This window comes from Bacillus sp. Je.9.29.b (assembly GCF_051129925.1).
Classification (GTDB): domain Bacteria; phylum Bacillota; class Bacilli; order Bacillales; family Bacillaceae; genus Bacillus; species Bacillus safensis.
Window position 1 is genome coordinate 318,897 of sequence record NZ_JBCPSO010000002.1, and the last position, 26,194, is coordinate 345,090.

At 42.9% G+C, this 26,194-nt stretch carries 25 protein-coding genes, 1 other RNA gene and 2 other annotated features (1 of these 28 running past the window's edge); of the genes, 20 read left to right on the forward strand and 6 right to left on the reverse strand.

Going from position 1 to position 26,194, the window contains the following annotated elements; translation table 11 throughout:
* The first annotated feature begins 5 nt into the window (after positions 1-5).
* The 6 genes from AAZR19_RS04860 to dtd all read left to right on the forward strand — a co-directional run bounded on the left by AAZR19_RS04860 (position 6) and on the right by dtd (position 6,703).
* A complete protein-coding gene (locus AAZR19_RS04860) occupies positions 6-494 on the forward strand; it encodes a cation:proton antiporter regulatory subunit (protein WP_024423136.1) in 489 nt (162 codons plus the stop codon).
* A 101-nt stretch (positions 495-595) separates the two neighbouring features.
* Entirely contained in the window at positions 596-946 is a 351-nt protein-coding gene (locus tag AAZR19_RS04865; RefSeq protein WP_041107051.1) for a LapA family protein, read from the forward strand.
* Between the two features lie 81 nt (positions 947-1,027).
* A complete protein-coding gene (gene recJ / locus AAZR19_RS04870; RefSeq protein WP_041107049.1) occupies positions 1,028-3,352 on the forward strand; it encodes a single-stranded-DNA-specific exonuclease RecJ in 2,325 nt (774 codons plus the stop codon).
* 23 nt (positions 3,353-3,375) lie between these two features.
* Positions 3,376-3,888 carry an adenine phosphoribosyltransferase gene (locus tag AAZR19_RS04875; RefSeq protein ID WP_034279900.1) on the forward strand — a complete coding sequence of 171 codons (513 nt, stop codon included), beginning with the start codon at positions 3,376-3,378 and terminating at the stop codon, positions 3,886-3,888.
* 142 nt (positions 3,889-4,030) lie between these two features.
* Positions 4,031-6,241 carry a RelA/SpoT family protein gene (locus AAZR19_RS04880; RefSeq protein WP_034279902.1) on the forward strand — a complete coding sequence of 737 codons (2,211 nt, stop codon included), beginning with the start codon at positions 4,031-4,033 and terminating at the stop codon, positions 6,239-6,241.
* An 18-nt stretch (positions 6,242-6,259) separates the two neighbouring features.
* A complete protein-coding gene (gene dtd / locus AAZR19_RS04885) occupies positions 6,260-6,703 on the forward strand; it encodes a D-aminoacyl-tRNA deacylase (RefSeq protein WP_041107047.1) in 444 nt (147 codons plus the stop codon).
* A gap of 97 nt (positions 6,704-6,800) precedes the next feature.
* Here the strand turns inward: dtd and AAZR19_RS04890 are convergent, their stop codons facing one another.
* Entirely contained in the window at positions 6,801-8,375 is a 1,575-nt protein-coding gene (locus AAZR19_RS04890; protein WP_041107045.1) for an SH3 domain-containing protein, read from the reverse strand.
* A 137-nt stretch (positions 8,376-8,512) separates the two neighbouring features.
* Here AAZR19_RS04890 and AAZR19_RS04895 point away from each other — a divergent pair, with 137 nt between their 5' ends.
* The 5 genes from AAZR19_RS04895 to AAZR19_RS04915 all read left to right on the forward strand — a co-directional run bounded on the left by AAZR19_RS04895 (position 8,513) and on the right by AAZR19_RS04915 (position 13,241).
* A complete protein-coding gene (locus tag AAZR19_RS04895) occupies positions 8,513-8,683 on the forward strand; it encodes a YrzK family protein (protein ID WP_003216250.1) in 171 nt (56 codons plus the stop codon).
* A gap of 58 nt (positions 8,684-8,741) precedes the next feature.
* Positions 8,742-8,981 (forward strand) — a binding site (T-box leader).
* A 73-nt stretch (positions 8,982-9,054) separates the two neighbouring features.
* Positions 9,055-10,329 carry a histidine--tRNA ligase gene (gene hisS, locus AAZR19_RS04900; protein ID WP_041107044.1) on the forward strand — a complete coding sequence of 425 codons (1,275 nt, stop codon included), beginning with the start codon at positions 9,055-9,057 and terminating at the stop codon, positions 10,327-10,329.
* Positions 10,330-10,347: 18 nt separating this feature from the next.
* Positions 10,348-12,126 carry an aspartate--tRNA ligase gene (gene aspS, locus AAZR19_RS04905; protein ID WP_218677133.1) on the forward strand — a complete coding sequence of 593 codons (1,779 nt, stop codon included), beginning with the start codon at positions 10,348-10,350 and terminating at the stop codon, positions 12,124-12,126.
* A gap of 77 nt (positions 12,127-12,203) precedes the next feature.
* Positions 12,204-12,384, forward strand: a non-coding RNA gene (gene ssrS, locus AAZR19_RS04910) — 6S RNA.
* A 92-nt stretch (positions 12,385-12,476) separates the two neighbouring features.
* On the forward strand, positions 12,477-13,241 hold the full coding sequence (locus AAZR19_RS04915) for a tRNA threonylcarbamoyladenosine dehydratase (protein WP_024423127.1): 765 nt from the start codon (positions 12,477-12,479) through the stop codon (positions 13,239-13,241).
* A 33-nt stretch (positions 13,242-13,274) separates the two neighbouring features.
* Here the strand turns inward: AAZR19_RS04915 and AAZR19_RS04920 are convergent, their stop codons facing one another.
* On the reverse strand, positions 13,275-14,540 hold the full coding sequence (locus tag AAZR19_RS04920; protein WP_076840405.1) for a replication-associated recombination protein A: 1,266 nt from the start codon (positions 14,538-14,540) through the stop codon (positions 13,275-13,277).
* A 208-nt stretch (positions 14,541-14,748) separates the two neighbouring features.
* On the opposite strand from AAZR19_RS04920, the gene cymR reads away from it, so the two are divergent.
* The 8 genes from cymR to AAZR19_RS04960 all read left to right on the forward strand — a co-directional run bounded on the left by cymR (position 14,749) and on the right by AAZR19_RS04960 (position 21,608).
* Positions 14,749-15,168 (forward strand): cysteine metabolism transcriptional regulator CymR, encoded by a 420-nt coding sequence (gene cymR / locus AAZR19_RS04925; protein WP_024423125.1) that lies wholly within the window; start codon positions 14,749-14,751, stop codon positions 15,166-15,168.
* Positions 15,169-15,186: 18 nt separating this feature from the next.
* Positions 15,187-16,329 carry a cysteine desulfurase family protein gene (locus AAZR19_RS04930; RefSeq protein WP_076840406.1) on the forward strand — a complete coding sequence of 381 codons (1,143 nt, stop codon included), beginning with the start codon at positions 15,187-15,189 and terminating at the stop codon, positions 16,327-16,329.
* 94 nt (positions 16,330-16,423) lie between these two features.
* Complete coding sequence (mnmA, locus tag AAZR19_RS04935; RefSeq protein ID WP_041107037.1) at positions 16,424-17,542, forward strand: tRNA 2-thiouridine(34) synthase MnmA; 1,119 nt, start codon at positions 16,424-16,426, stop codon at positions 17,540-17,542.
* 59 nt (positions 17,543-17,601) lie between these two features.
* A complete protein-coding gene (locus AAZR19_RS04940; protein ID WP_076840407.1) occupies positions 17,602-18,255 on the forward strand; it encodes a tetratricopeptide repeat protein in 654 nt (217 codons plus the stop codon).
* Between the two features lie 19 nt (positions 18,256-18,274).
* A complete protein-coding gene (recD2, locus tag AAZR19_RS04945; RefSeq protein ID WP_218677134.1) occupies positions 18,275-20,659 on the forward strand; it encodes an SF1B family DNA helicase RecD2 in 2,385 nt (794 codons plus the stop codon).
* A 73-nt stretch (positions 20,660-20,732) separates the two neighbouring features.
* Positions 20,733-21,251, forward strand: a complete 519-nt coding sequence (locus AAZR19_RS04950; protein ID WP_218677135.1) for a prc-barrel domain-containing protein — start codon at positions 20,733-20,735, stop codon at positions 21,249-21,251.
* 13 nt (positions 21,252-21,264) lie between these two features.
* Positions 21,265-21,456 carry a hypothetical protein gene (locus AAZR19_RS04955; protein WP_003216308.1) on the forward strand — a complete coding sequence of 64 codons (192 nt, stop codon included), beginning with the start codon at positions 21,265-21,267 and terminating at the stop codon, positions 21,454-21,456.
* 20 nt (positions 21,457-21,476) lie between these two features.
* Positions 21,477-21,608 carry a YrzQ family protein gene (locus AAZR19_RS04960; protein WP_003216198.1) on the forward strand — a complete coding sequence of 44 codons (132 nt, stop codon included), beginning with the start codon at positions 21,477-21,479 and terminating at the stop codon, positions 21,606-21,608.
* Between the two features lie 103 nt (positions 21,609-21,711).
* Here the strand turns inward: AAZR19_RS04960 and AAZR19_RS04965 are convergent, their stop codons facing one another.
* The 4 genes from AAZR19_RS04965 to AAZR19_RS04980 form a co-directional block, all read right to left on the reverse strand.
* Complete coding sequence (locus AAZR19_RS04965; RefSeq protein ID WP_024427867.1) at positions 21,712-22,362, reverse strand: amino acid ABC transporter permease; 651 nt, start codon at positions 22,360-22,362, stop codon at positions 21,712-21,714.
* A gap of 15 nt (positions 22,363-22,377) precedes the next feature.
* Positions 22,378-23,031, reverse strand: coding sequence for an amino acid ABC transporter permease (locus tag AAZR19_RS04970; RefSeq protein ID WP_226014637.1), 654 nt, complete (start codon positions 23,029-23,031; stop codon positions 22,378-22,380).
* A gap of 77 nt (positions 23,032-23,108) precedes the next feature.
* Positions 23,109-23,918 (reverse strand): transporter substrate-binding domain-containing protein, encoded by an 810-nt coding sequence (locus AAZR19_RS04975; protein ID WP_218677137.1) that lies wholly within the window; start codon positions 23,916-23,918, stop codon positions 23,109-23,111.
* Positions 23,919-23,931: 13 nt separating this feature from the next.
* A complete protein-coding gene (locus tag AAZR19_RS04980; protein WP_163114855.1) occupies positions 23,932-24,660 on the reverse strand; it encodes an amino acid ABC transporter ATP-binding protein in 729 nt (242 codons plus the stop codon).
* Between the two features lie 230 nt (positions 24,661-24,890).
* Between AAZR19_RS04980 and AAZR19_RS04985 the strand changes: the two genes are divergently transcribed.
* Positions 24,891-25,955 carry an AI-2E family transporter gene (locus tag AAZR19_RS04985; RefSeq protein WP_395893918.1) on the forward strand — a complete coding sequence of 355 codons (1,065 nt, stop codon included), beginning with the start codon at positions 24,891-24,893 and terminating at the stop codon, positions 25,953-25,955.
* A 44-nt stretch (positions 25,956-25,999) separates the two neighbouring features.
* Positions 26,000-26,194, forward strand: a binding site (T-box leader); it runs 13 nt beyond the window's last position.

The window sequence follows — 26,194 nt, forward strand, 5'->3', positions numbered from 1 at the left end:
CTGTTATGAAGGTTCGGGAAACTGAACTGCCAGGTATCGGTCATAAAGCCGAAATGATCACAAGAAATAATGAGAAACTTGCCATCATTACGCATGATGACGGCAGAAGAGAAATGTATCATTTTCAGGAGGACGACCACGAAGAAACGATTTCTGGCATCCTGCTAAACGATGAAGAAGCAAGACAAATCGCGGCTATTTTAGGCGGCATGGTCTATAAGCCGAAAGCGCTTGAAACCGTAGAGGTAGCCATTGATGAACTGGTGATTGAATGGTTTAAAATTGAAAAGAATGCACCAGCTGTTCAGAAAAGCATCGGTGACCTCAATGTTCGCCAAAACTATCAAGTAACAGTCATCGCCATTGTAAGAAAATCACATGAGAAGATTTTAAATCCAGGACCAGATACCATCATCGAAGAAGGGGATACCCTTGTCATTTCTGGAGAAAGAAAAGAATTAAAGAATCTGATTAAAGAAAAACTCAGCAGCTGATGATGCCCATGCTGATAGGTTTTCTTCCACTGCTTTCTTTCGGTGTTTATAAAAGGCAGTGAAAAGGGAAGAATAAAAGAAAAAGCTTGGGGGATTTGTAGATGAACAAACAACAATGGACCATCATACTCGCATTTATTTTCGTATTAATTGTCTCAGTATTTGCCGTGATTAATGTACGGCCTGTCGAGGTACACTACTTATTTGGAACGGCTGAATGGCCGCTGATCCTTGTCATTATCGGTTCAGTTTTAATGGGCGGACTGATTGTGGCATTTGCAGGGATCTTCCAAATTGTGAAACTGAAACGTGAACTAAAGGCACTAAAAGCTGAGCGTGCAGCCGCTGCACCTGCTGCGGCGACGAAAAAGGCAGACAAAGATCTTCAAAAGAAATCTCATGTCACGCCTTTAAAAGAACAGCCAGCATCATTTGACCGGAAGGAAAAATAATCTTCCAGCACAATTTCATAAAATAAAAATTGAAACCCCTCAGGCCACTCTAGTATAATAGTGTGGTTGAGGGGTGAATTTATGTTATTATCCAAAATGCGCTGGGAATATGAACATCCAAGCGAAGAAAAAGTGAAATCACTCTCTGAAAATCTGAATATTTCAGCGCTGACTGCATCGCTTCTCGTAAAAAGAGGACTTGAAGAAGTAGAAGAGGCGAGGTCTTTTTTATTTGATCAAAAAGCCGAATTTCATGATCCATTCCTATTAAAAGGAATGAAAGAAGCAGTAGAGCGCATCAACAAAGCGATCGAAGAGCAGGAATCGATTGTGATCTTCGGAGACTATGATGCAGATGGTGTGACAAGTACGTCTGTACTTTTACATACATTAAAAGAGCGGTCTGCGATAGTAGACTTTTATATTCCAGATCGATTTAAAGAAGGCTATGGACCTAATGAACAAGCTTTTCGATATATCAAGGAGCAAGGAGCATCGCTTGTCATCACGGTCGATACAGGCATTGCTGCTGTAAATGAAGCACGTATTGCAAAAGAAATAGGGTTAGACCTGATCATTACAGATCACCATGAACCAAGTGAGGAGCTGCCTGAGGCACTTGCCATTGTCCATCCTAAGCAGCCTGGCTGTGAGTATCCCTTTAAAGAACTTGCTGGTGTAGGTGTCGCGTTTAAAGTGGCGCATGCACTTCTTGGAGAGCTACCAGTTCAGCTGTTAGATCTTGCAGCAATCGGGACCATCGCGGATCTTGTACCGCTTCATGATGAGAATAGATGGCTCGCCAAAAAAGGGCTTATGCAGCTTCGGCAGTCGAATAGACCGGGGCTGAAAGCGTTATTGAAAGAAGCGGGAGCCACTCTAGAAGAAGCAAGCGAGGAAACGGTCGGCTTTCAAATTGCGCCAAGGCTGAATGCTGTTGGGCGAATTGAACAGGCAGATCCAGCCGTTCATCTTCTGATGACTGAGGATAAGGATGAAGCAGAAGAGCTCGCTCGTTTTGTACAGGAACTGAATAAAGAACGACAAAAGATTGTCAGTACGATCACAGAAGAAGCCATTCAAATGGTGGAAGAGGCAGGTGATGACCAGTCTGCGATCGTTGTAGCGAAAGCTGGCTGGAATCCGGGCGTTGTCGGAATTGTTGCCTCTAAATTGACGGATACTTTTTCTCGTCCGGCAATTGTGCTTGGAATAGATGAAGAAACGCAAATGGCAAAAGGATCAGCCCGGAGTATTCCTGGCTTCGATCTATTTTTCCATCTAAGCAAATGCCGCGACATCCTGCCGCATTTCGGCGGGCATCCGATGGCAGCAGGGATGACACTTCGAGCGGATGATGTATCTTTACTAAGGGAAAGATTAAATCAATATGCAAATGAAACATTGACGGAAGAAGATTTTATTCCAATTCAGCGGGTCGATGCCGTGTGCAAAGTAGACGAATTGACGGTACAAGCGATTGAAGAAGCGGGAATGCTGTCACCATTTGGTATGTCAAACCCAAAACCGTTCATTATGATTGAAGATGCGAAGCTTGAAGATATCCGAACGATTGGGGCAAATCACAACCATATTAAAATGTCTCTGAAAGACGAAGACACGCTGCTTGACTGTGTTGGCTTTCACCAAGGGAAATTAAAAGAAGAAATTGTTCCAGGAAGCCGCATCTCCGTGATTGGGGAAATGTCCGTCAATGAATGGAATAACCGGAAAAAACCCCAGCTCATGCTAAAAGATGCACGAGTTGATGAATGGCAGCTGTTTGATCTGCGAGGGAAAAAGGATTGGGAGAAGAAAGTTTCGACACTTGATTCAGAAAAATCATTGGTCGTCTGTTTTGATGAAGCAACAAAACAGGACGTCGATCTCCCCATTCATCATGTTCATGCAGAAAATGTATCCACATTTGATGTACAAGGAAAGTATGTGGTCTTTGCGGATGTTCCCGCAGATGAGCAATTGCTGAAGCAGCTTTTAGAAAATCAAAAGCCTGCGAGAATTTATACGGTTTTTCAAAGAAAAGAAGATCATTTTATGTCCTCTTTCCCAAGCCGTGACCAATTCAAATGGTTTTATGGGTTCTTGTTTAAACGGGGAAGTTTTCCTATCAAAGAACAAGGAATGGAGCTTGCCAAACATAAAGGCTGGACAAAAGATACAATCATTTTTATGACAAAGGTGTTTTTTGAACTTGGTTTTGTTAAAATAGAAAATGGTGTGCTGTCAATAGTACTTGATGCCCCTAAAAAAGATTTAACGGCATCAGCGTCCTATACAGCAAAACAACGATTGATGGAACTCGATCAAACACTAACATATTCCTCAGCTAAAGAGCTGAAGGAATGGCTGAATAGCATGATGAGCGAAGTCTCACCTGTGCTTTGACGTACGAGGAGGAAAAGGAAAAGATGGATTTAAAACAATATGTGACAGTTGTACCTGACTACCCAAAGGAAGGTGTACAATTTAAAGATATTACAACGTTGATGGATAAAGGCGAAGTGTACCGATATGCAACGGATCAAATCGTTGATTACGCGAAGGAAAGAGACATTGATCTCATTGTTGGACCTGAAGCGCGTGGATTCATTATTGGCTGCCCTGTAGCATACGCACTTGGTGTAGGTTTTGCACCGGTTCGTAAAGAAGGAAAGCTTCCTCGTGAAGTCGTTAAAGTCGATTACGGCTTGGAATATGGTAAAGATGTATTAACGATTCATAAAGATGCGATTCGTCCTGGTCAGCGTGTCCTGATTACAGATGACTTACTGGCGACTGGTGGAACAATTGAAGCGTCCATTAAGCTTGTAGAGGAATTAGGCGGCGTTGTGGCAGGGATTGCATTTTTGATTGAGCTGACGTATCTGGACGGCAGAAAGAAGCTTGACGGCTACGACATCATGACGTTAATGCAATACTAATGGAGTTTTTCGTAAAAAGCACTCAGTAAGAAGGGTGCTTTTTTCCTATCAAAAATCTTTTAGCGGACTTCTTCTCTTTACATCTATCGAATTTTTCTTGATAATAAACTACAATACAGTTTTCATTTAAAAAGGTGATTCCATGGCGAACGAACAAGTTTTAACGGCGCAGCAGGTCATTGACAAGGCAAGAGAATACCTGTCCGCTGAACATATTCAATTTATAGAGCGAGCATATGAATATGCTGAAAATGCACACAAGGAGCAATACCGGAAATCTGGTGAGCCCTATATTATCCATCCAATTCAAGTGGCGGGTATTCTTGTTGATCTTGAAATGGACCCATCAACCATTGCAGGCGGTTTCCTGCACGATGTAGTTGAGGATACAGATGTGACATTACAGGATTTAAAAGAGCATTTTAACGAAGAAGTAGCAATGCTTGTTGATGGTGTCACAAAGCTCGGGAAGATTAAATATAAATCACAAGAAGAACAGCAGGCCGAAAACCATCGAAAAATGTTTGTTGCAATGGCGCAGGATATCCGTGTGATCTTGATTAAGCTGGCAGACCGTCTTCATAATATGAGAACGCTCAAGCATCTTCCGCAGGAAAAGCAGCGGAGAATTTCAAATGAAACACTTGAAATCTTTGCACCGCTTGCACACAGATTAGGGATTTCAAAGATTAAGTGGGAGCTTGAAGATACAGCACTCCGCTATTTAAATCCGCAGCAATATTACCGGATTGTGAATCTGATGAAGCGCAAACGAGCGGAACGTGAGGAATACTTGGACGAGGTTGTCAATGAAGTGAAAGACCGCGTGTCTGAGGTGAACATCAAGGCTGAATTTTCCGGCAGACCAAAACATATTTATAGCATTTATCGTAAAATGGTCTTGCAAAATAAGCAGTTTAATGAAATTTATGATCTGCTTGCCGTACGTATTTTGGTCGACAGCATTAAAGACTGTTATGCGGTGCTCGGAATTATCCATACATGCTGGAAGCCGATGCCAGGCAGGTTTAAGGATTATATTGCGATGCCAAAGCCGAACATGTACCAGTCTCTTCATACAACGGTGATTGGACCAAAAGGTGATCCGCTTGAAGTTCAGATCCGTACAGTGGAAATGCATGAAATCGCAGAATACGGGATTGCGGCACACTGGGCATACAAAGAAGGCAAAGAGTCAGCAGAATCAACGGAAGAAGCGGTCTTCCAAAAGAAGCTCTCTTGGTTTAGAGAAATTCTTGAATTCCAAAACGAATCCACAGATGCAGAAGAATTTATGGAGTCGTTAAAGATCGATCTCTTCTCTGATATGGTATTTGTGTTTACGCCAAAAGGAGACGTCATTGAACTGCCGTCGGGCTCAGTTCCGATTGATTTCTCTTACCGGATTCACTCGGAAATTGGAAATAAAACGATCGGTGCCAAGGTCAATGGCAAGATGGTCACACTCGATCACAAACTAAAAACAGGTGACATTATTGAAATTCTGACATCAAAGCACAGCTACGGGCCAAGTCAGGATTGGGTCAAACTTGCCCAAACCTCCCAAGCGAAGCACAAGATCAGACAGTTTTTCAAAAAACAGCGCCGTGAAGAAAATGTCGAAAAAGGCCGAGAGCTCGTGGAAAAAGAAATTAAAAACCTTGAGTTTGATGTCAAAGACATTCTGACCGCTGAAAACCTGCAAAAAGTGGCTGACAAATTTAATTTTTCAAACGAAGAGGACATGTATGCAGCTGTTGGATATAACGGCATTACTGCACTGCAGGTCGCCAATCGTTTAACGGAAAAAGAAAGAAAACAAAGAGACCAAGAAGAGCAAGAGAAAACCGTTCAAGAAGTGACGGTGGAACCAAAGACGTATCACGGGAAAAAACGGGAAGCTGGCGTAAGGGTCAAAGGGATTGATAACCTGCTTGTCCGCTTATCTAAGTGCTGTAATCCTGTTCCTGGTGATAGCATCGTCGGTTTTATTACGAAGGGCCGAGGTGTATCTGTTCACCGCGACGACTGTCCGAACGTGAAGACAGGAGAAGCGCAGGAGCGGTTAATTCCGGTCGAGTGGGAGCATGAGCAGCCTGCTCAAAACCGTAAAGAATACAATGTGGAAATTGAAATATTAGGATACGATAGACGCGGCTTACTCAATGAGGTGCTTCAAGCAGTCAACGAAACCAAAACGAACATCTCCTCTGTTTCTGGGAAGTCTGATCGTAACAAAGTGGCGACGATCCATATGGCGATCTTTATCCAAAATATTAATCATTTGCACAAAGTGGTCGAACGCATTAAACAAATCAAAGACATTTACTCTGTTCGCCGATTCATGAATTAGAAAGGAAGTATTTCGTCTATGAGGCTTGTTGTGCAGCGTGTGACAAATGCATCTGTGAAGGTAGAAGAAGAGATCACAGGTGCCATCAACGAAGGTTATATGGTGCTTGTTGGTGTCACACACGAAGATACAGAAGAAGATGTGCTTTACTTAGCTGAAAAGCTTGCACATTTACGTATTTTTGAAGATGAAAATGGGAAAATGAATCGTTCATTATTGGACATAAAAGGAAGCGTTCTGTCTGTATCTCAATTTACCCTTTATGGTGATACGAGAAAGGGCAGACGGCCGAATTTTATGAAAGCCGCCAAGCCGGATGTAGCCAATTCGCTTTACGAATGTTTCAATAAAACCCTTAGAGAAAAAGGTATCCATGTCGAAACTGGCCGTTTTGGTGCGATGATGGACGTGTCATTGACCAATTCAGGACCGGTCACGATCTTGATGGACAGCAAAGAATAGATTCTCTTTAGACTGTAGATGAACTCATGCGGGAGTTTGTTTAGAGTCTTTTTCTTTTGCGGTCAAACAAAAAAGAGGCGCAGAGGCCTCTTTCTTTTTAACGGAAATATTGTTTTAATCCTTCGGTCATTCCTTCTGTGACTCGTTCTTGGTAAGAGGCGCTATAAATGATCGCTTCCTCCTGAGGATTGCTTAAGTACCCGAGTTCATATAAAAGGGAAGGGCGTTTGTTTTCTCTTAAAACAAAGTAATCTCCGAATTTGACACCCTTATCAGGGATTTGAGAGCGTTTTGCGACTTCGGAATGAACGCTTGACGCTAACTGCTGATCTTTTGCTGCTTGATAATAATACGCTGTACTTCCTCTAACACTTTGGTCCATAAAGCTATCATAATGAAGACTAATAAATGCATCTGCATTTCGGTAATGAGATGTTGCCACCCTTGATTGAAGGCTGATAAAGGTATCATCACTTCTTGTTAAATATACATTTGCACCAGAAGCCCTTAATTTGCCTGCAAGTAAATTGGCGGTTTTGATGGTGATGTTCTTTTCAAAAGCACCGTCTGCGCCAATTGTGCCGCTGTCTTTTCCGCCATGACCAGGATCAAGAACAATCGTTTTTCCTTTTAAAGAACCAGTTCCAGACGATGAATCCTGCTGAGGTCTTGGCGCTTCGCTGCTATTTTTCTTCGTTTGAACGACCCAGCTCGCCACATAGCCAGTTCCGCCGTTTGATAGTGTCACCTCGTACCAGTCGCCTTGCGTCCGAACGATTTGATAGGCAGCTCCTTTTGTTGCTCTTTCTGCAATCCCAGCAGAGGTAGAAGCGCTTTTTCGAATGTTGGTGCCGTCATAGACAATGTACGCTTTTTGCTCAGAAGCCGAAGAGGATGAACTCTTTTCAGGTGCAGAGCCTGCTCCTTTGCCTGTGACAATGTAATAGCTTGCAACCCAGCCTTTTACGCCTTTGCCCTCAATTTCATACCAGCCGTTCTGCTCTCGCAAAATGGTGATCTGTGTGTTGCGGGCAAGTGAAGCGACGACTTGTGCATTTGGTGCGGCCGATTGCCTTACATTCAAGCTCGATACGCCAACTGTACCTGTCTGGTTAGAGCGAGAGGACTCGCCGGAGCTTGATTGAGAAGTTTTCTGCCCCCCTGAAACATAATCAGAGTGAACCCAGCCTTCTGCTTGTTTATACGAAATTTTCGTCCATTCGCCGCTTGTCTCGAGCTTTTTAGCGGTAGCGCCTTGCGGGAAAGTACCAATCACTTGATAGGAAGTCCCAGGGCCTGTCCGGATGCGAAGATCGGAAGCTGTCGATGTAATTGTACTGTCTCCAGCCGTGCTTTGCGCCTTTGGTTTCGCGGATTTTTGAGCGCCGGATGATGTGGTAATCAGCCATGAGACGACCCAGCCTTTTTGTCCGTTTGATAATTGGATCTGCACCCATTCTCCTTGTTCAGTGAGAATGGGATAACTTTCGCCGCGATTCACAACAGCTGCAATTCCATAGCTTAAACCAGGGCCCGTTCTCACATTGATTTCATCTGTTGCGACCACAGCTTGATCTGTTTGTGCTGTAGCATGTGTCATAGGCAAACAACTCGCGATGAGAACAAAACAAGTAAGCAGCATCATCATTTGATTGTGTTTTTTCAGATTCAAAACGGTGTTTTCCCCTCCCTTGTAAAACCGATGAATGTTAATTCGTTATGTAGTGGATGAATTCCTTGCAGTTTCCCTAATAAAAATGAATCAATCTGTTTATACTAAATAAAAATGTGATAAAAGGATGTACAAACATGAGATTAAGCAGAAAATTAGGACGAGTGCAATATAATGGACATCGTGATATCGACCGCTGGCAGCACGACGAAATGGATCAGCCAGGCTTCCTTGAAGAGACCGCATCTGAATACGGATGTACGTCAAAAGAAGAGCTGGAAAAGAAAAAGAGGCACGGCAAGGGTTGACAGAGTGGCAGCACCGACCTTATTATAATATAAATCAACACACTTGAAAATTTAAAATGTGGAACTGATGATAGAGAATAGTAGGGTAAATTGCGTGAGCAGAGAGGAATCGCCTTAGGCTGAAAGCGAATCCGCATGGCATTTATCACGAAAGAACACTCTGTAGGTTTCCTGCTGAACGCTCTAAAAATGAGTCAATAGGCGGAGAACGTGAATCTGCGTTAAGGATTTGAGCGGGAACATGGCTGGATCATGTTCCAACTAGGGTGGCACCACGGGTATAACTCTCGTCCCTACTATACACATAGTAGAGGCGGGGGTTTTTTATATGTCCACATAAAAAATGAATGATGGTCGTAGGAGGACGAAAAATGAGTTTTAATATTCCAAGAGGCACACAGGATATTTTACCTGGAGAGTCAGAACGCTGGCAGTATGTTGAACAAATTGCGAGAGAGACATGTGCAGCCTTTCAATACAAAGAAATCCGCACACCGATTTTTGAACATACAGAGCTGTTTGCACGGGGAGTAGGCGAATCAACTGATATCGTTCAAAAAGAGATGTACACATTTGAAGATAAAAAAGGACGCAGCATTACTCTTCGTCCAGAGGGAACAGCTTCAACCGTCCGTTCTTATGTTGAAAATAAATTGTTCGCACAGCCGGCTCAGCCAACAAAGCTGTATTACATCGGACCAATGTTCCGCTATGAACGTCCGCAAACAGGAAGATATCGTCAATTTTATCAATTTGGGATAGAAGCGATTGGTTCCAAGGATCCTGCTATTGATGCAGAGGTCATTTCACTTGCGATGAGTGTATATGAGAAAGCAGGTCTTTCTAACTTAAAGCTCGTCATTAACAGCCTTGGTGACAAAGAGAGCCGTGCAGACTACCGCACAGCACTGGTCAAGCACTTTGAACCAAGAATTGAGGAATTCTGTCATGACTGTCAAACGCGTTTACATCAAAATCCGCTGCGCATTCTTGATTGTAAAAAGGATCGTGACCATGAACTGATGACAACAGCTCCATCCATTCAAGATTACTTAAATGAAGAATCTCGGACGTATTTTGAAAAGGTCAAACAATACTTATCAGATATAGGCATTGAGTATGTCGTTGATCCAAATTTAGTACGCGGTCTTGATTACTACAATCACACAGCATTTGAGATTATGAGTAATGCAGAAGGCTTTGGTGCGATTACAACATTAGCCGGCGGCGGCCGTTATGATGGACTCGTTGAAGGAATTGGCGGTCCTGAATCACCAGGGATTGGATTTGCGATGAGTATTGAGCGTTTCTTATCTGCGATCGATGCTGAAGGAATTGAGCTTCCTCTGCAAGATGGTATTGATTTATACATTGCTGCTCTCGGAGATGAAGCGAAGGATTATTCTGTTTCATTATTAAACCGTCTGAGAAAAGAAGGTATCTCAAGTGAAATGGACTATACAGGGAAGAAACTAAAAGGACAATTTAAAGCGGCTGATCGATTAAAAGCCAAATTTATTGCAGTTCTTGGTGAAGATGAGCTTGCGCAGCAAATTGTGAATGTGAAAGATACGACAACGGGTGAACAAATTGAAGTGAAGCTTGATGAGCTGATTCAAATGTTGAAGGCCCACCAGAAAGCGTAAAGAAGGAGTGGAATGTTTGTGTTTGGTAGAACTTTTTATTGTGGAGAAGTAACAGAAGACCAAATCGGTCAGTCAGTTGTATTAAAAGGATGGGTTCAAAAAAGGCGTGACCTAGGCGGATTAATCTTTATTGATTTGCGCGACCGTACAGGGATTGTACAAGTTGTCTTCAATCCAGACTTATCAAAAGAGGCGCTTGAGACAGCAGAATCAATTCGTAATGAATATGTTCTTGATATTAAAGGAACGGTTGTCGCAAGAGAAGAAGCAACGATCAACCCAAATTTAAAAACGGGCAAAATTGAAATTCAAGTCGAAACGGTCACCGTTTTAAATGAAGCAAAGACTCCTCCTTTTGTGATTTCAGATCAAGCAGACGAGGTATCAGAAGATGTTCGTTTAAAATATCGTTACCTGGATCTTCGCCGCCCTGCAATGTTTGAAACAATGAAAATGCGACATGAAGTCACAAAAGCATTCCGCCATTTCTTAGACGACAACGGCTTTCTAGACATTGAAACACCAATTTTAACAAAAAGTACGCCAGAAGGTGCGCGTGACTATCTTGTTCCAAGCCGTGTACACGAGGGAGAATTTTATGCACTGCCTCAGTCACCGCAATTATTTAAACAATTGCTGATGGTTTCTGGGATGGACCGTTATTATCAAATTGCCCGCTGTTTTAGAGATGAAGACTTGCGTGCTGACCGTCAGCCGGAATTTACACAAGTCGATATTGAAATGTCCTTTATGAGTCAAGAGGACATCATGACGCTTGCTGAAGAGATGATGGCGAAGGTGATGAAAGATGTCAAAGGTGTAGACCTTACATTGCCATTACCTCGTATGACATACGATGAAGCGATGAATTCTTATGGATCTGATAAGCCGGATACACGTTTTGAGATGAAGCTAGTGAACATTTCAGACACGGTAAAAGACTCCGATTTCAAAGTGTTTAGCGGAGCTGTGAAAAATGGTGGAGCTGTGAAAGCCATCAATGTAAAAGGGGCTGCAGCGTACTACTCAAGAAAAGACATTGATGCACTCGGTGCATTTGCTGCGAACTACGGTGCAAAAGGTCTAGCTTGGCTAAAAGCAGAAGGGACTGAATTAAAAGGTCCGATCGCTAAATTCTTTGATGAAGTAAAGCAAGCTGAATTAAAAGAACAGCTGCAAGTTGAAGAAGGCGACCTTTTACTCTTTGTTGCAGATAAGACGTCTGTTGTCCATGATGCGCTTGGTGCACTTCGCTTAAAACTTGGTAAAGAGCTTGAACTGATTGATGAGTCTGTATTCAATTTCTTATGGGTTGTCGATTGGCCGCTGCTTGAAAAGGATGAAGAAGAAGGCCGCTTCTATGCTGCCCATCATCCATTCACAATGCCGGTTCGCGATGATCTTGAATTAATTGAAACAAGCCCAGAAGACATGAAGGCCCAGGCTTACGATCTTGTGCTGAATGGCTACGAGCTTGGCGGAGGTTCTATTCGTATTTTCGAAAAGGACATTCAAGAAAAGATGTTTGGCTTACTTGGTTTTTCAAAAGAAGAAGCTTACGAACAATTCGGCTTCCTGCTGGATGCGTTTGAGCATGGTGTTCCTCCGCATGGCGGAATTGCGCTTGGGCTTGACCGTTTAGTGATGCTGCTTGCAGGCCGCTCTAACTTAAGAGATACGATTGCATTCCCGAAAACGGCAAGTGCGAGCTGCGTTCTTACAGATGCCCCTGGCCATGTAAGCGAGGCGCAGCTTGATGAGCTGAGTTTAGCGATTAAAACAAAAGTAAAACAGTAAAATAGGCGCATGTTTATAGGTATGTAAACGCTTGAAAAAGAAATATGCCTATGATATGCTTTCATCAATCAATAAATAAAGTCCTGATACGTACGGTGGTTACCTAGTTTTGACCGAACATTTTTTTATACGGGAGCTTGCCTTTCCTTTCTGCATAAATGCCTCTTTAGAGGACTTATAAAGTCAGGGAGAAAGCACCCACCTGCATGGTGCGGGGTTCAAAACGAAGGAAATGCTGGCGGCGTCATCGGGACTTTTTTGTGTTTTTTTCTTTTAGAGAAGGATGACGGAGAAGTCTGAATATGATATGATTCTTTCGATTCATTTTAAATAAAGGTGGAGTGAGGCACTTGTTACATCAGTTTTCAAGAAACGAGCTTGCCATTGGCAAGGAAGGCTTAAATATACTAAAAAACAGTACAGTTGCAGTGCTTGGTGTGGGCGGCGTTGGTTCATTCGCAGTAGAGGCACTCGCGCGTTCAGGCGTTGGCCGTATTGTTCTTGTTGATAAAGATGATATTGATATTACAAATGTAAACCGTCAGCTTCCAGCATTGCTATCAACAGTTGGCCAGCCAAAGGTTGACTTAATGCAGGCGAGAATCGCTGATATTAACCCAGAATGTGAAGTTGTTGCGCTGAAGATGTTTTATACAGAAGAAACATACGAACAATTTTTTGAGTATCCGCTTGATTATGTCATTGATGCCTCAGATACCATTCACTATAAAATTCATTTAATGAAAGAGTGTCTGAAACGAGGTGTGAACATCATTTCAAGTATGGGAGCTGCGAACAAAACAGATCCGACACGCTTCAAAATTGATGATATTTCAAAAACACATACCGATCCTATTGCAAAAGTTGTGAGAACACGTTTGCGTAAGGAAGGGATTCGTAAAGGAATTGAAGTCATTTTCTCTGACGAAAGTCCAATTGTCATTCGCGAAGATGTCAGAAAAGAAGTTGGAAATGATGAAGCGAAGATTCGCAAGGCGCAAATGCCGCCATCATCTAATGCGTTCGTTCCGTCTGTTGCCGGACTGATCATGGGTGGTCATGTCATTATGAAGCTTTTAAAAGATATTCCAATTACTCGTGTGAAGGATAAATAAACAGCCCACCTGCTGACATGCAGGGGGCTTTTTTTATTTCTGGCGTTTTAAATTCTCATAGACCTGTTTCAATGCACCTTCAAATTTTCCGGTTTGTTTCGGTACATAGTATTGCTTGTTTTTCAGCGGATCAGGTAAATATTGCTGCTTCACCCAGCCGTTTTCGTAATCATGTGGGTATAAGTAATCGACGCCTCTTCCGAGTGCTGTGGCGCCTTTGTAGTGAGCATCCTTTAAATGAACTGGAACTTCTCCAATTTTCCCTGTACGAATGTCACCAAGTGCCGCATCAATCGCCTTATATGCCGAATTAGACTTAGGAGAAAGACACAGCTCAATCACTGCGTTCGCCAGTGGAATCCGTGCTTCTGGGAAGCCGACTCTTTCTGCTGTTTGTACTGCGCTTAACACGCGGGGGCCAGCCTGCGGACTAGCTAAGCCAATGTCCTCGTAAGCCATCACGAGTAATCTCCTTGAAATGCTTTCAAGGTCTCCAGCTTCAATCAGTCTGGCAAGGTAATGCAGCGCCGCATCTGTATCAGATCCTCTAATGGATTTTTGAAAAGCCGAGAGGACATCATAATGAGCATCACCATTCTTGTCATGTGAGAAGCTCTTTTTTTGTAAACATTCTTCTGCTGCGGCAAGAGTGATTGTGATATGCCCTGTCTCATCAGCTTTTGTCGATAAGACAGCGAGCTCGAGTGCATTTAAAGCAGAACGCACGTCTCCTCCGCATCCATTGGCAAAATGATTCATCGCTTCATCGTCCACTGTCACCTCATAGCCGCCAAGCCCGCGATGCTCATCCTGTAAGGCTCTTGTTAACGCAGCTTTGATTTGCTCTGTTTCAAGCGGCTTCAGCTCGAATATTTGTGTCCGGCTTCGAATGGCAGGATTGATCGCATGATAGGGATTAGCCGTCGTTGCCCCAATTAAAATGATCATGCCATTTTCTAAATAAGGAAGAAGAAAATCCTGCTTTCCTTTATCAAGCCGGTGGACTTCGTCTAAAATAAGGATCACCTGGCCGCTCATTTTCGCTTCAGCGGCAACAGCTTCCATATCCTTTTTGTTATGAATGACCGCATTCAACGTTCGAAAAGCAATGCTTGTACTGCCAGCAATCGCGGTTGCAATCGATGTTTTGCCGATGCCCGGCGGTCCGTATAAAATCATCGAGGATAAATGTTTTGCCTCGACCATTCGCCTAATAATTTGACCTTCCCCAACAAGATGCTCCTGCCCAATAATGTCTTCAATATGACTTGGGCGCATCCGGTACGCTAAAGGTTTCATAATTATCTCTCCTATAGCAATGTCTTGTTTGTATAGAGTACCGAAAATTCTTCAAATAGAAAAGGGATTCGTCCTTCTATCATGCTCAGAACCCGTAAATGAAAGTTGGCTGAAAGTATGATATAATTGCTTTTGGTCTATATATCAGCGTATATGAAATCAGAAAAATAATTGATGACATAGAATAGAAAACGCAGAGGTGTTTAACTTGAAAATATCAACTAAAGGCAGATATGGTCTGACGATCATGATCGAATTAGCCAAAAAACATGGCGAAGGCCCTACATCATTAAAATCAATCGCTCAAAACAATGATTTGTCTGAGCATTATTTAGAGCAGCTTGTATCACCACTCCGCAATGCCCGTCTTGTAAAAAGTATCCGCGGAGCGTATGGCGGCTATGTTCTTGCACATGAACCAAACGAGATCACAGCAGGTGATATTATTCGTGTATTAGAAGGACCCATTAGTCCTGTTGAAGTCATCGAAAACGAAGAACCAGCAAAGCGTGAACTATGGATTCGTATTCGTGATGCAGTAAAAGACGTACTAGACAATACAACTCTTGAAGACTTGGCAAGCTACACAGATGACGGGGATCAAGACTCGTATATGTTCTATATTTAGATCAGAGGTGTACCGGAAATGGAACGAATCTATTTAGATCATGCGGCCACTACGCCGATGGATCAGCGTATTGTGGACAAGATGATGCCGTACTTTACAGAGATATTTGGCAATCCCTCTAGTATTCATTCATATGGGCGCGAGGCAAGAAAGTGGCTCGATGAAGCAAGAGAAGTCATTGCAGGAGAATTACACTGTAAGCCGCAGGAGATCATCCTCACAAGCGGTGGAACCGAGGCGGACAACCTGGCAATTACAGGTGTTGCCATGGCAAGACAGCATGAAGGAAAACATATTATCACAGTGAAAACAGAGCATCATGCGGTGCTGCATACATGTGAACGTCTAGAGAAACTTGGATTTGAAGTGACATATTTAGATGTGGACAAAACTGGATTGATTCATCTTGATCAATTAAAACAAGCATTGAGAGATGATACGATTCTTGTGACCGTTATGTACGGCAATAATGAAACAGGTGTGATTCAGCCAATTAAAGACATTGGCGAACTTCTGCGTGATCACTCTGCTCATTTTCATACAGACGCAGTGCAGGCGTTTGGAACAATGCCAATCGATGTAGCAGACCTTCATATTGATCTTTTATCTGCTTCTGGCCATAAACTGAATGGTCCGATGGGAACTGGCTTTTTATATGTAAACGAGGGCGTGAAACTTTCTCCGCAAATATTCGGAGGCGAACAAGAAAGAAAGCGCCGTGCTGGCACTGAAAATGTGGCAGGAATTGTTGGGCTTGCAGAAGCTGTTCAATTAACGAAGCAAAATAGAAGAGAAAAAGCGATGCATTATGGTAAGCTCAAAGAAACCATGCTGCAAGTATTCGAAGAGGAATCTCTCAATTTCTCTATCAATGGACATCCGAAAGAGACATTGCCGCACATTTTAAATGTTCATTTCCCGGGCGTCTCCATTGAATCGCTGCTTGTGAATTTAGATATGGAAGGAATTGCTGTTTCAAGCGGATCGGCATGTACGGCTGGATCTGTCCTTCCTTCGCACGTGTTAAGCGCCATGTATGGCGAAGAAGCAAAAGAGCTGACATCCTCAGTCAGAATAAGCTTCGGTCTTGGGAATGAAGAGGATCATGTGAAGCAGGCGGCACGTAAGATAGCGGCTGTTGTCAAACGCCTTGCCAAATAAATGCTTCCTTTTGTTCGTGTGTGAAAAATGAAACAGCAAAGCACCTAAAGAACGAAACGCGCATGTTGTTTCATTGAAATTGGAGTTGATGAAGATGACAAAAAGACCAGAAGAAACAAGAGTTGTGGTCGGTATGTCCGGAGGAGTCGATTCATCAGTTGCCGCTCTTATGTTAAAGGAGCAAGGCTATGATGTCATCGGCATATTTATGAAAAACTGGGATGACACTGATGAAAATGGTGTCTGCACAGCAACGGAAGACTATGAGGATGTCATCCGCGTATGTAACCAAATTGGAATCCCTTATTATGCAGTGAATTTCGAGAAGCAATATTGGGACAAAGTGTTTCAATATTTCCTTGATGAATATAAAGCGGGCAGAACGCCAAACCCAGATGTCATGTGTAACAAAGAAATTAAGTTCAAGGCATTCCTTGAGCATGCATTGTCACTTGGTGCGGATTATTTGGCAACAGGACACTATGCTCGTGTTGATCGAACTGGTGATGAAGTCAAAATGCTGCGAGGTCTTGATGCAAACAAAGACCAAACGTATTTCTTAAATCAGCTGACACAGGAACAACTTGATAAAGTCATGTTCCCAATCGGTGATTTAGAGAAAAAAAGGGTTCGTGAATTGGCAAAAGAAGCAGAGCTCGCAACAGCAACGAAAAAAGATTCAACAGGTATCTGCTTTATTGGAGAAAGAAACTTTAAAACGTTCCTCAGTCAATATTTGCCTGCACAGCCTGGTGTGATGCAGACAATGGACGGAGAAGTAAAAGGGGAGCACGATGGACTGATGTATTACACGATCGGTCAGCGCCAAGGACTTGGTATTGGCGGCAGTGGTGATCCTTGGTTTGTCGTTGGAAAAGACTTGGAGAAAAACATCTTGTTTGTTGAACAAGGCTTCCACAATCCACTTTTATACTCTGAAAGCATTTCAGCTGTTAATATCAGCTGGACTCGTCCCCATATTGTCGGAGAAAACGGTGAATTAACTTGCACAGCAAAATTCAGATACCGTCAAGAAGATCACCATGTGAAGGTCAAAATGACAGGTGAGCAAGAAGCGATGGTTATCTTTGATGAACCTGTTCGTGCTGTTACCCCGGGACAAGCGGTTGTTTTTTATGATGGCGACGAATGTCTTGGCGGCGGTACAATTGACGATGTCTTCAAAGATGGTCAAAAGCTGTCGTATGTGTAGCATGTTTCAAAACCTCAACGTCGCTGTTGAGGTTTTTTAATGAAAGGATGAGAGAGCGAATGAATTATAACGAAATCGGCATAGAAGCCTTGAATCAAGGGAATATCGAAAAAGCAGCTGAAGCTTTTACAAAAGCGATCGAAGAAAGCCCGAAGGACCCGGTTCCATATATTAACTTTGCGAACTTACTTTCAAGTATCAATGAATTTGAACGCGCTTTAAACTTTTTTCAGAAAGCAATTGAACTTGATCATACCGCAGCTGCAGCCTATTATGGAGCAGGAAATGTATATACATTAAAAGAAGACTTTATGAAAGCGAAAGACTATTTTGAACAAGCACTAAAAGCCGGCATGGAAAATAGTGATTTGTTTTATATGCTCGGGCAGACGCTCATCAAATTAGAGCAGCCAAAGCTTGCGATGCCGTATCTTCAGCGAGCCGTTGAACTAAACGAAGAAGATAATGAAGCAAGATTCCAATTTGGCATGTGCTTAGCCAATGAACACATGCTGGAAGAAGCGGTGACAACTTTTACTGAAGTCATCACGCGTGATCCGCAGCATGCAGATGCCTTTTATAATTTAGGGGTTGCGTATGCGTACTTAGAGAAAAAAGACGAAGCACTTGAGATGCTGGGTAAAGCCATTGACGTGCAGCCTGACCATATGCTGGCACTACATGCGCAAAAGCTGATTCAAGAGGCAGAATAGATGGAAGGAGGGAAGACCTGTGCAGGAACATCCAGATCAAATGAAGCTTGAGGACGAACCGTTTTTAAAGGGGATCATTCAAGCCGTTATTTTCCATAATGAAAGTAATTTATACTCGGTGTTAAAGGTAAAAGTCATTGAAACATCGGAAAACTTAGAGGAAAAAACAGCATCTGTCACAGGCTACTTCCCAGCACTTCATGAGGAGGAAACCTACACCTTTTATGGCAAAGTGACAAGCCATCCGAAATTTGGTGAACAGTTTCAGGCCACTCATTTTCAAAAGGAAGTACCGACAACGAAGCAAGGAATCATACATTATCTCTCAAGTGATTTATTTGAGGGGATAGGGAAAAAGACGGCTGAAGAAATCGTGGGGCAGCTTGGCAATCAGACGCTTCATAAGATTATGCGTGACCCAGCTGTTTTGTATGATGTACCGCGCTTATCAAAAAAGAAGGCGGATAAGCTTGCCGCAGCGCTTCAAGAGCATCAAGGGCTGGAACAAATCATGATCAGCCTGAATCAGTATGGCTTTGGTCCGCAGCTCAGCATGAAGATTTACCAAGTATACGAGAGTGAAACGCTGCAGAAAATAGAGGAAAATCCCTATCAGCTCGTTAAGGATGTTGAGGGAATCGGATTTATTAAGGCGGATGAGCTTGGCGCTAGAACAGGCATCTCAGGAAATGACCCAGAACGGATTCGCGCAGCCTTGCTATATACAGTGGAGACAGCCAGTCTACAGGACGGTCATACGTACATACAAACGAAAGATTTGATCGTCGAAACCCGCAAGCTGCTCAACCAAACAGGCAATGATTACAAAGTGACTGAAATGGATGTTGCCAATCAGATCATTGCACTTGGCGAAGGAAAAGAAATGATTATTGAAGATGACCGCTGCTATCATCCATCCTTATTTTATGCGGAGCAAAGTGTCGCCAAACGCATTCAAAAAATCGTCTCCCAAACAGAATATGCAGTTCAATTTCCTGAATCAGAATTCCTGCTAGCACTTGGCGAGCTGGAGGAGCGGTTAGGCGTCCAATATGCACCGACACAAAAGGAAGCGATTCAAAAGGCACTCATGTCCCCTATGCTGCTTTTAACAGGCGGGCCTGGAACAGGGAAGACAACAGTCATTAAAGGGATTGTCGAGCTTTACAGTGATCTTCACGGTGTATCTCTTGATCCAAGTGATTATAAAAAAGATGAATCCTTCCCATTTGTGCTTGCGGCACCAACTGGACGGGCGGCTAAACGGATGACAGAATCAACAGGGCTTCCAGCTGTCACCATTCACCGGCTGCTAGGCTGGAATGGTTCGGAGGGATTCTCTCATGATGAGGAACAGCCGATTGAAGGAAAGCTTGTCATCATTGATGAATCAAGTATGCTGGATATTTGGCTGGCGAATCATTTGTTTAAAGCGATTCCTGATCATATCCAAGTGATTATGGTAGGGGATGAACATCAGCTGCCATCTGTCGGACCAGGCCAAGTTTTACGGGATTTGCTGGCCTCAAAAGCCGTGCCGGCTGTTACCTTGACAGATATTTACCGGCAGGCAGACGGCTCAACCATTGTTGAACTTGCACATGATATGAAAAATGGTGTGCTGCCAAAGGATATCACTGCACGCTCAAAGGATCGGTCCTTCATTCAGTGTTCAGCTGATCAAATGAAAGAAGTCATTGAGAAAGTTGTCAGCAATGCTGCTCAAAAAGGGTTTTCGGCAAAGGATATTCAAGTGCTGGCACCGATGTATAAAGGAAAAGCAGGCATCAATGAGCTCAACAAAATGCTGCAGCACATTTTGAATCCTAAAAAACCAAAGGGCAGGGAAATCCCGTTTGGTGATGTGGTGTACCGGACAGGTGATAAGGTGCTTCAGCTTGTGAATCAGCCGGAGAACAACATTTTTAACGGCGATATCGGTGAAATTGTCTCGATTTTTTATGCAAAAGAAAATACAGAAAAAGAAGACATGGCTGTGATCTCCTTTGATGGAAATGAAATCACCTTTACAAAAAAAGATTTTCATCAATTTACCCATGCTTATTGCTGCTCTATTCACAAATCACAAGGAAGTGAATTCCCGATTGTTGTGCTGCCAGTCGTGAGGAGCTATTACCGAATGCTTCGGCGGAATCTGCTGTACACAGCCATTACACGCAGTAAAAAGTTTTTAATACTGTGCGGCGAGGAATCAGCGCTGGAGTGGGGCGTGAAAAACAATGAGGATTCCCTCAGACAAACGTCCTTAACGATGCGGCTAGTGCAAACCGAACAAATCATGGATGCAGAACTTGAAGCGCTCCAAAAAGAGCTTCCGTTTAGCGTACATGACGCAAATATTGGCATGGAGGGAATCACTCCATTTGATTTTATGCATGAGTAGAAGGCTTCCATATGGAAGCCTTTTAGCGTGAAAAGAACTTCACCCATTCCGTTCATGGAAGCCATTTCTTCGTATGAGTCATGAATCAAACGCACACGATAAGACTGTTCCGCAAAAGGTGGTTGAGCACATTTTGAGAACATGCCGAGAACTTGAAGGAATGACGATCTATGCAGGTGAGCTGTCCCAATCGCTTGGTTCCATAAAAGATATTTGCTTTTTAGCCGGAGGCAGCTGCGGAGGATATGTGTTAGAGGGGAAAAAGAAAGACTGTGCACTCGTTCCATTTTCTGCTTTTGATCAGCTGACAGACAAAGGTTTGTATGTGAGCTGCCAGGAGGGAGTGGGCATGGATTCCTCTGCTCCATTCTTGTTATTTTCGAAATTAAAAAAGAAAATGATGCAGTCGCCTGATGGTGAAAATTTAGGCATTTTGGAAGATGTATACTTTTGCTCAAATTCGGGCACAATCGTAGCATATGAACTCTCGGACGGCTTCTTTACAGAGCTATCAGGGATTCGGAAACAGCTGCAGGCTGCCGGAACCTTGATGAACGTTCAAAAAGAAGCTCTGGTTCTAAACCGAACGTAAAGAGGTGCTGATTATGCTCATTTGCCCAAATTGCAAATGTAAAGACATCGGAAAAATTGGGGTCAATCAATATTATTGCTGGGGCTGTTTTATTGAATTGACGCTGTCAAAAGGCAAAATATCTACACACCAAGTAGAGGAAGACGGGACACTAAGCAGCTTAGATGATCTGTTTAGTGACGATGAACGTTCAATTCAACTATAAGTGTTAAGGGGGAATTTCGAATGGGCAAAATGACTTCTTCACTATTAACGCTTGGTGCAGGTGCACTCGCATATCACTTTGCAAGCCGATATGATATGCCATCAAAGCGGGATATGAAAAAGCTAAGAAAACGTGTTATGAGAATGATGTAAACAAAAAGGGCTAAAATGATCTTCATTTTAGCCCTTTGTTTTTTTCAGCGTGATAGCAAACTGGTCTATACGCTGAGGCATCCGCCAAGAGCGGATGTCCTTTTTATGCCTGCCTGTATTCTAATCGTCTTGCAAGAATGGATAAGCTGAAATTAACGACAAAATACATCATAGCTGCCAATAGGAAAATCGGCAGTAAATAGGATTGGCTTTGACCGTTTAATATTTGAGCGTGATGTAATAATTCTGGAAGCGCAATGACAACGGCAAGCGACGTATCTTTCAAAAGAGATATGAACTGACTGACAATTGGCGGCACCATTCGGCGCAGAGCCTGCGGCATAATAATCATTTTCAGTGTTTGAATATAGGTTAAACCAGAAGATCTGGCTGCTTCAATCTGACCCTTATCAATTGATTTAAGACCGCTCCGAATAATTTCTGACAGCATCGCGGATTCAAACACGGTTAAAGCGGCAATGGCAGAGGCTGTGATGCTTAGCTTGATGCCGATCTCAGGCAATGCAAAATACGTGAAAAAGATGATCAGCAAAAGCGGCAGGTTTCGAATGGTCTCTACAACTACCGCAAGCACCTTCGATAAAACAGGTATTTGAGCGAACCGTAATGTACCAACGACTAATCCAATGATAAAGCTCAAAATGATGGAGATAAAAGCCACTTTTAAGGTGACAGCAAATCCTTCAAGTAAAAAGGCGAGATGATCAGGCTGGTAGGCACCTATAAAATCCATGATGTTTCCTCCTTTCTAGTGGCTTCTTGCTAATCTTCTTTCTAAATAACCGACGCCTAGACTGAGCGGAATGGTTAATAGCAGATAGAACATCGCAACAAAGATGTAGACATCAAACGTTACAAATGTTCTAGACGCAATGAGGTCTCCTTGATACATGAGATCAAACCCTGCAATGACTCCTAAAATCGAGGAGTTTTTGACAAGGTTAATAAATTGATTCCCAAGAGGGGGAATGACGATTTTAATCGCCTGCGGCAAAATGATATACCGCATCGTCCCGCCATATGACAGACCTGAGGCGCGGGCTGCTTCCATTTGTCCAAGCGGTACAGCTTGTATCCCTGCACGAATGGCTTCAGCAATAAAGGCAGACGTATAAATGGCAAGAGCAATCGTTCCAGCAGTAAAGCCATCTGCTACAATACCCAGCACCGGTAAACCAAAGAAGAAAACAAAGGTGATCAATAATAACGGAATATTCCGAATAAATTCAACATAAGCCGTTCCGAACCAGTTGAGCGGCCTAAATGGCGCAATTCTCATAATGGCAATGAGTGTACCGATCAAAAAGCTTCCAATCAGAGCAATGACACTTGCACCAAGGGTATATTTAAAGCCTTCTAAATAAAGATGAACATTTTCAGTGAGAATGGAAAACCGCAGCAATCAGTTCACTTCCTTCCTGATCAACAGGGGAGCCTTTGAGCGGCTCACCTGAGGCATTGATCTTGACGAATCAAATGTTATTCTTTGATCCATTTTTTAAGAATCTTGTCATACTCTCCATTGTCTTTTAACGTTTTTAAGGCTTTATTGATCGCACCTGTTAATTCTTGATCTCCTTTTTTCACAGCAATGCCATAAGGCTCATCGGTAAAAGTGCCGCCGACCACTTCATAATTTGAATCTTCATCTGCCATACCAAATAAGATCGCATTATCAGTTGTCAGCACTTGCCCTTGGTTTGATTTTAATGCTGTAAAAGCCTCCTGATAGTTCTCAAATTCTAATACGGATGCTTCAGGTGCTTTCTCGCGGATATTTTGAGAAGAAGTAGATCCTTTCACGGCCAGCACCTTCGTTCCTTTTTTAAGATCATCAATGGATTGAATGTCGCTTCCTTTTTTCACAAGCAGTGATTGTCCTGCTTCAAAGTAAACATCTGAGAAATTGACTTCTTTTTTACGCTCTTCTGTAATTGTCATGGTCGCAACAATCGCATGGATATCCCCTTTTTGAAGCAAAGGAATTCTTGTTTTAGATGTCACTTCCTTAAATTCTGCTTTTCCTTCATCGCCGAGTATTTCCTTTGTGATGGCTTTTGCCATGTCAATATCAAATCCTTCAATATCACCGCTGCTCGGATTTTTTAGACCGAATAAACGTGTGTCATTTTTTACACCGAAAATGATTTTTTTGTCTTTCTTAATGGCTTCTAAAGAACTTCCTTGTTTTGCATCAGTTGACCCTTTTTCAGTAGATCCACAAGCAGCCAAAGCGGCGATGCAGCAAGTCATAAAGAGCAGCAGGCCAAAGCGTTTCATTTTTTTCATCAAACCATTCCCCCTAGTGATTTAATATACGGCTTAAAAATAATTGAGCACGTTTCTCTCGCGGTTTTTCATAAAATGCAGCCGGTGTTGATTCTTCAAGAATTCTGCCTTCATCAATAAAGACAATACGGTCAGCCACTTCGCGGGCAAAGCCCATCTCATGCGTGACGACAACCATGGTCATGCCTTCACGAGCCAGCTGCTTCATCACATCTAATACCTCGCCGATCATCTCTGGATCAAGTGCAGATGTCGGTTCGTCAAAAAGCATCACCTCCGGCTTCATCGCAAGCCCTCTTGCAATGGCAACGCGCTGCTGCTGTCCGCCTGAGAGTCGTGAAGGGTAGGTGTCTGCCTTTTCAGGAATGCCGACTTTATTTAAATAAAATTCAGCTGTTTCCTTTGCTTCTTCCTTGCTCACTTTTTTGACCTTCATCGGCGCAAGCATAATGTTTTCAAGCACCGTCTTATGCGGATAGAGGTGAAAATGCTGAAAGACCATTCCGATATTTTGCCTGACAAGATTGATGTTGGTCTTCGGATGCTGAACAGACACTTGGTTGACGAGAACTTTTCCCGCATCAATGCTTTCAAGACGATTGATACACCTGAGCATCGTGCTTTTACCAGACCCTGAAGGACCGATGATCACAACAACCTCCCCTTTTTGAATATGTAGGTTAATGTCCTTAAGTACATGGAACTGGCCATAATGCTTGTTGACTTCTTCGAATGTGATCATGAAGAACCTCCTCTTGTGTTTCATTGGCTAAAGCTAAAGTGGATTCTAGCACAACTTGTGTAAAAAGAAGTAAATTATGGAATATTTTCTGACGAAATTTTACAGCAAACAGTGACTTTGGATGGAGCTGTATGTTTCATGTGTATTCATTTTTAACAAAGTTAGGACAAATTTTATTTACGTGGATAATTGCAGAAGATGGTTAAACAATAAGAAAAGAGGTGAAAAAGGTGAAGAAACGTCCGATCCAATTTCTAATATATGCTGCAGGGGTCCTGCTTGTCCTTGCATCCTTGCTCATTTTACTGCAGCTCGACGAGTTATGGATGCCTGTTTTTTTATTGCTGAAGGCGGTTCTCATTCCGCTTCTCATCGCTATTTTTATTTCTTATCTGCTTTATCCGATTGTGGAAAGACTGCATGCACGAGGGCTGCCGAGAACAGTCAGTCTCTTACTCATCTATGTCTTGTTTTTTGGCGGGATTGGTTTTGCGGTATATAAAGGAGCGCCTGTTATGATCGCACAGTTAAATGAGCTGTCAGAACAAATTCCTGTCATCGCTGAAACGTATAATGGCGCTTTATCACATATTCATCATCATACGAGCCACTGGCCTGACGGACTTCATGACCGCTTGGACCGCTTCATTGTTCAATCGGAGACATATGCAGCCAATAGCGCTGAGCGAATGATTCTTAGCTGTAAAGTTTTATTTGATTACGCATTAGTCGCAGCACTCATCCCTTTTCTTGTTTTTTATATGGTAAAAGACATGAACACGATGAAGCGGGCGGCATGGTATTTAACGCCGCCGTCATTTAGGAAGAGGGGGCATGCCTTTGTCAAAGCAGTGGATGAATCGCTTGGTGATTATATTCGAGGGCAGCTGCTTGTCTGTTCTTTAATCGGGGGTGCAGCAGCCATTGTGCTTTGGCTTTTTCATATCCCGTATCCGCTCGTTCTTGGCATGCTGATAGGAACAACGAACGTGATTCCGTATTTTGGCCCGATAATTGGCGCAGTTCCTGCCATCTTTATTGCGTTTACCATCTCAGTGAAATCGGTCATCATCGTATTGATCACAGTAGCGGTGCTGCAATTTTTAGAGAGCAATGTCCTAAGCCCGATCATTGTAGGGCGAAGTCTTCATATGCATCCTGTCGTCATTATGCTTGTCTTGCTTGCAGGAGGGGAGCTGTTTGGCTTAATTGGGATGATTTTAGCCGTACCAGCAGCTGCGATTATCAGGGTGATCATCGTGCAATATATCCTGATGAGACGAAGCGTTCATTGACAAGACGAGCCGAGTTGTCTATAATAATTTCGATTCATACATATTGAAATTCAATGACGGACCCGAGTACGTTAAAAAGCTGTTGCAGAGAGAGGCTTTATTTGCTGAGAAAAGCCTTATCAGACCTTTAACGGAAGCTAGTCCCGAGTGCAGATAAACACTGCCGCTCTCTTCCTGCGTTATCGGATGTGAAGGTGATAGACGAATGTGTCTATAATCAGGGTGGTACCGCGAGAACA

What these genes read in the sequence shown, in the direction of transcription:
- AAZR19_RS04950 (WP_218677135.1), top strand. Translation starts at nt 20,733, where the DNA reads ATGAGTCATGAATCAAACGCACACGATAAGACTGTTCCGCAAAAGGTG.
- AAZR19_RS04865 (WP_041107051.1), top strand. Translation starts at nt 596, where the DNA reads ATGAACAAACAACAATGGACCATCATACTCGCATTTATTTTCGTATTA.
- AAZR19_RS04920 (WP_076840405.1), bottom strand. Translation starts at nt 14,540, where the DNA reads ATGAAACCTTTAGCGTACCGGATGCGCCCAAGTCATATTGAAGACATT.
- AAZR19_RS04965 (WP_024427867.1), bottom strand. Translation starts at nt 22,362, where the DNA reads ATGGATTTTATAGGTGCCTACCAGCCTGATCATCTCGCCTTTTTACTT.
- AAZR19_RS04960 (WP_003216198.1), top strand. Translation starts at nt 21,477, where the DNA reads ATGGGCAAAATGACTTCTTCACTATTAACGCTTGGTGCAGGTGCACTC.
- AAZR19_RS04980 (WP_163114855.1), bottom strand. Translation starts at nt 24,660, where the DNA reads ATGATCACATTCGAAGAAGTCAACAAGCATTATGGCCAGTTCCATGTA.
- dtd (WP_041107047.1), top strand. Translation starts at nt 6,260, where the DNA reads ATGAGGCTTGTTGTGCAGCGTGTGACAAATGCATCTGTGAAGGTAGAA.
- AAZR19_RS04860 (WP_024423136.1), top strand. Translation starts at nt 6, where the DNA reads ATGAAGGTTCGGGAAACTGAACTGCCAGGTATCGGTCATAAAGCCGAA.
- AAZR19_RS04930 (WP_076840406.1), top strand. Translation starts at nt 15,187, where the DNA reads ATGGAACGAATCTATTTAGATCATGCGGCCACTACGCCGATGGATCAG.
- AAZR19_RS04975 (WP_218677137.1), bottom strand. Translation starts at nt 23,918, where the DNA reads ATGAAAAAAATGAAACGCTTTGGCCTGCTGCTCTTTATGACTTGCTGC.
- AAZR19_RS04875 (WP_034279900.1), top strand. Translation starts at nt 3,376, where the DNA reads ATGGATTTAAAACAATATGTGACAGTTGTACCTGACTACCCAAAGGAA.
- AAZR19_RS04880 (WP_034279902.1), top strand. Translation starts at nt 4,031, where the DNA reads ATGGCGAACGAACAAGTTTTAACGGCGCAGCAGGTCATTGACAAGGCA.
- AAZR19_RS04955 (WP_003216308.1), top strand. Translation starts at nt 21,265, where the DNA reads ATGCTCATTTGCCCAAATTGCAAATGTAAAGACATCGGAAAAATTGGG.
- hisS (WP_041107044.1), top strand. Translation starts at nt 9,055, where the DNA reads ATGAGTTTTAATATTCCAAGAGGCACACAGGATATTTTACCTGGAGAG.
- AAZR19_RS04895 (WP_003216250.1), top strand. Translation starts at nt 8,513, where the DNA reads ATGAGATTAAGCAGAAAATTAGGACGAGTGCAATATAATGGACATCGT.
- mnmA (WP_041107037.1), top strand. Translation starts at nt 16,424, where the DNA reads ATGACAAAAAGACCAGAAGAAACAAGAGTTGTGGTCGGTATGTCCGGA.
- recJ (WP_041107049.1), top strand. Translation starts at nt 1,028, where the DNA reads ATGTTATTATCCAAAATGCGCTGGGAATATGAACATCCAAGCGAAGAA.
- AAZR19_RS04940 (WP_076840407.1), top strand. Translation starts at nt 17,602, where the DNA reads ATGAATTATAACGAAATCGGCATAGAAGCCTTGAATCAAGGGAATATC.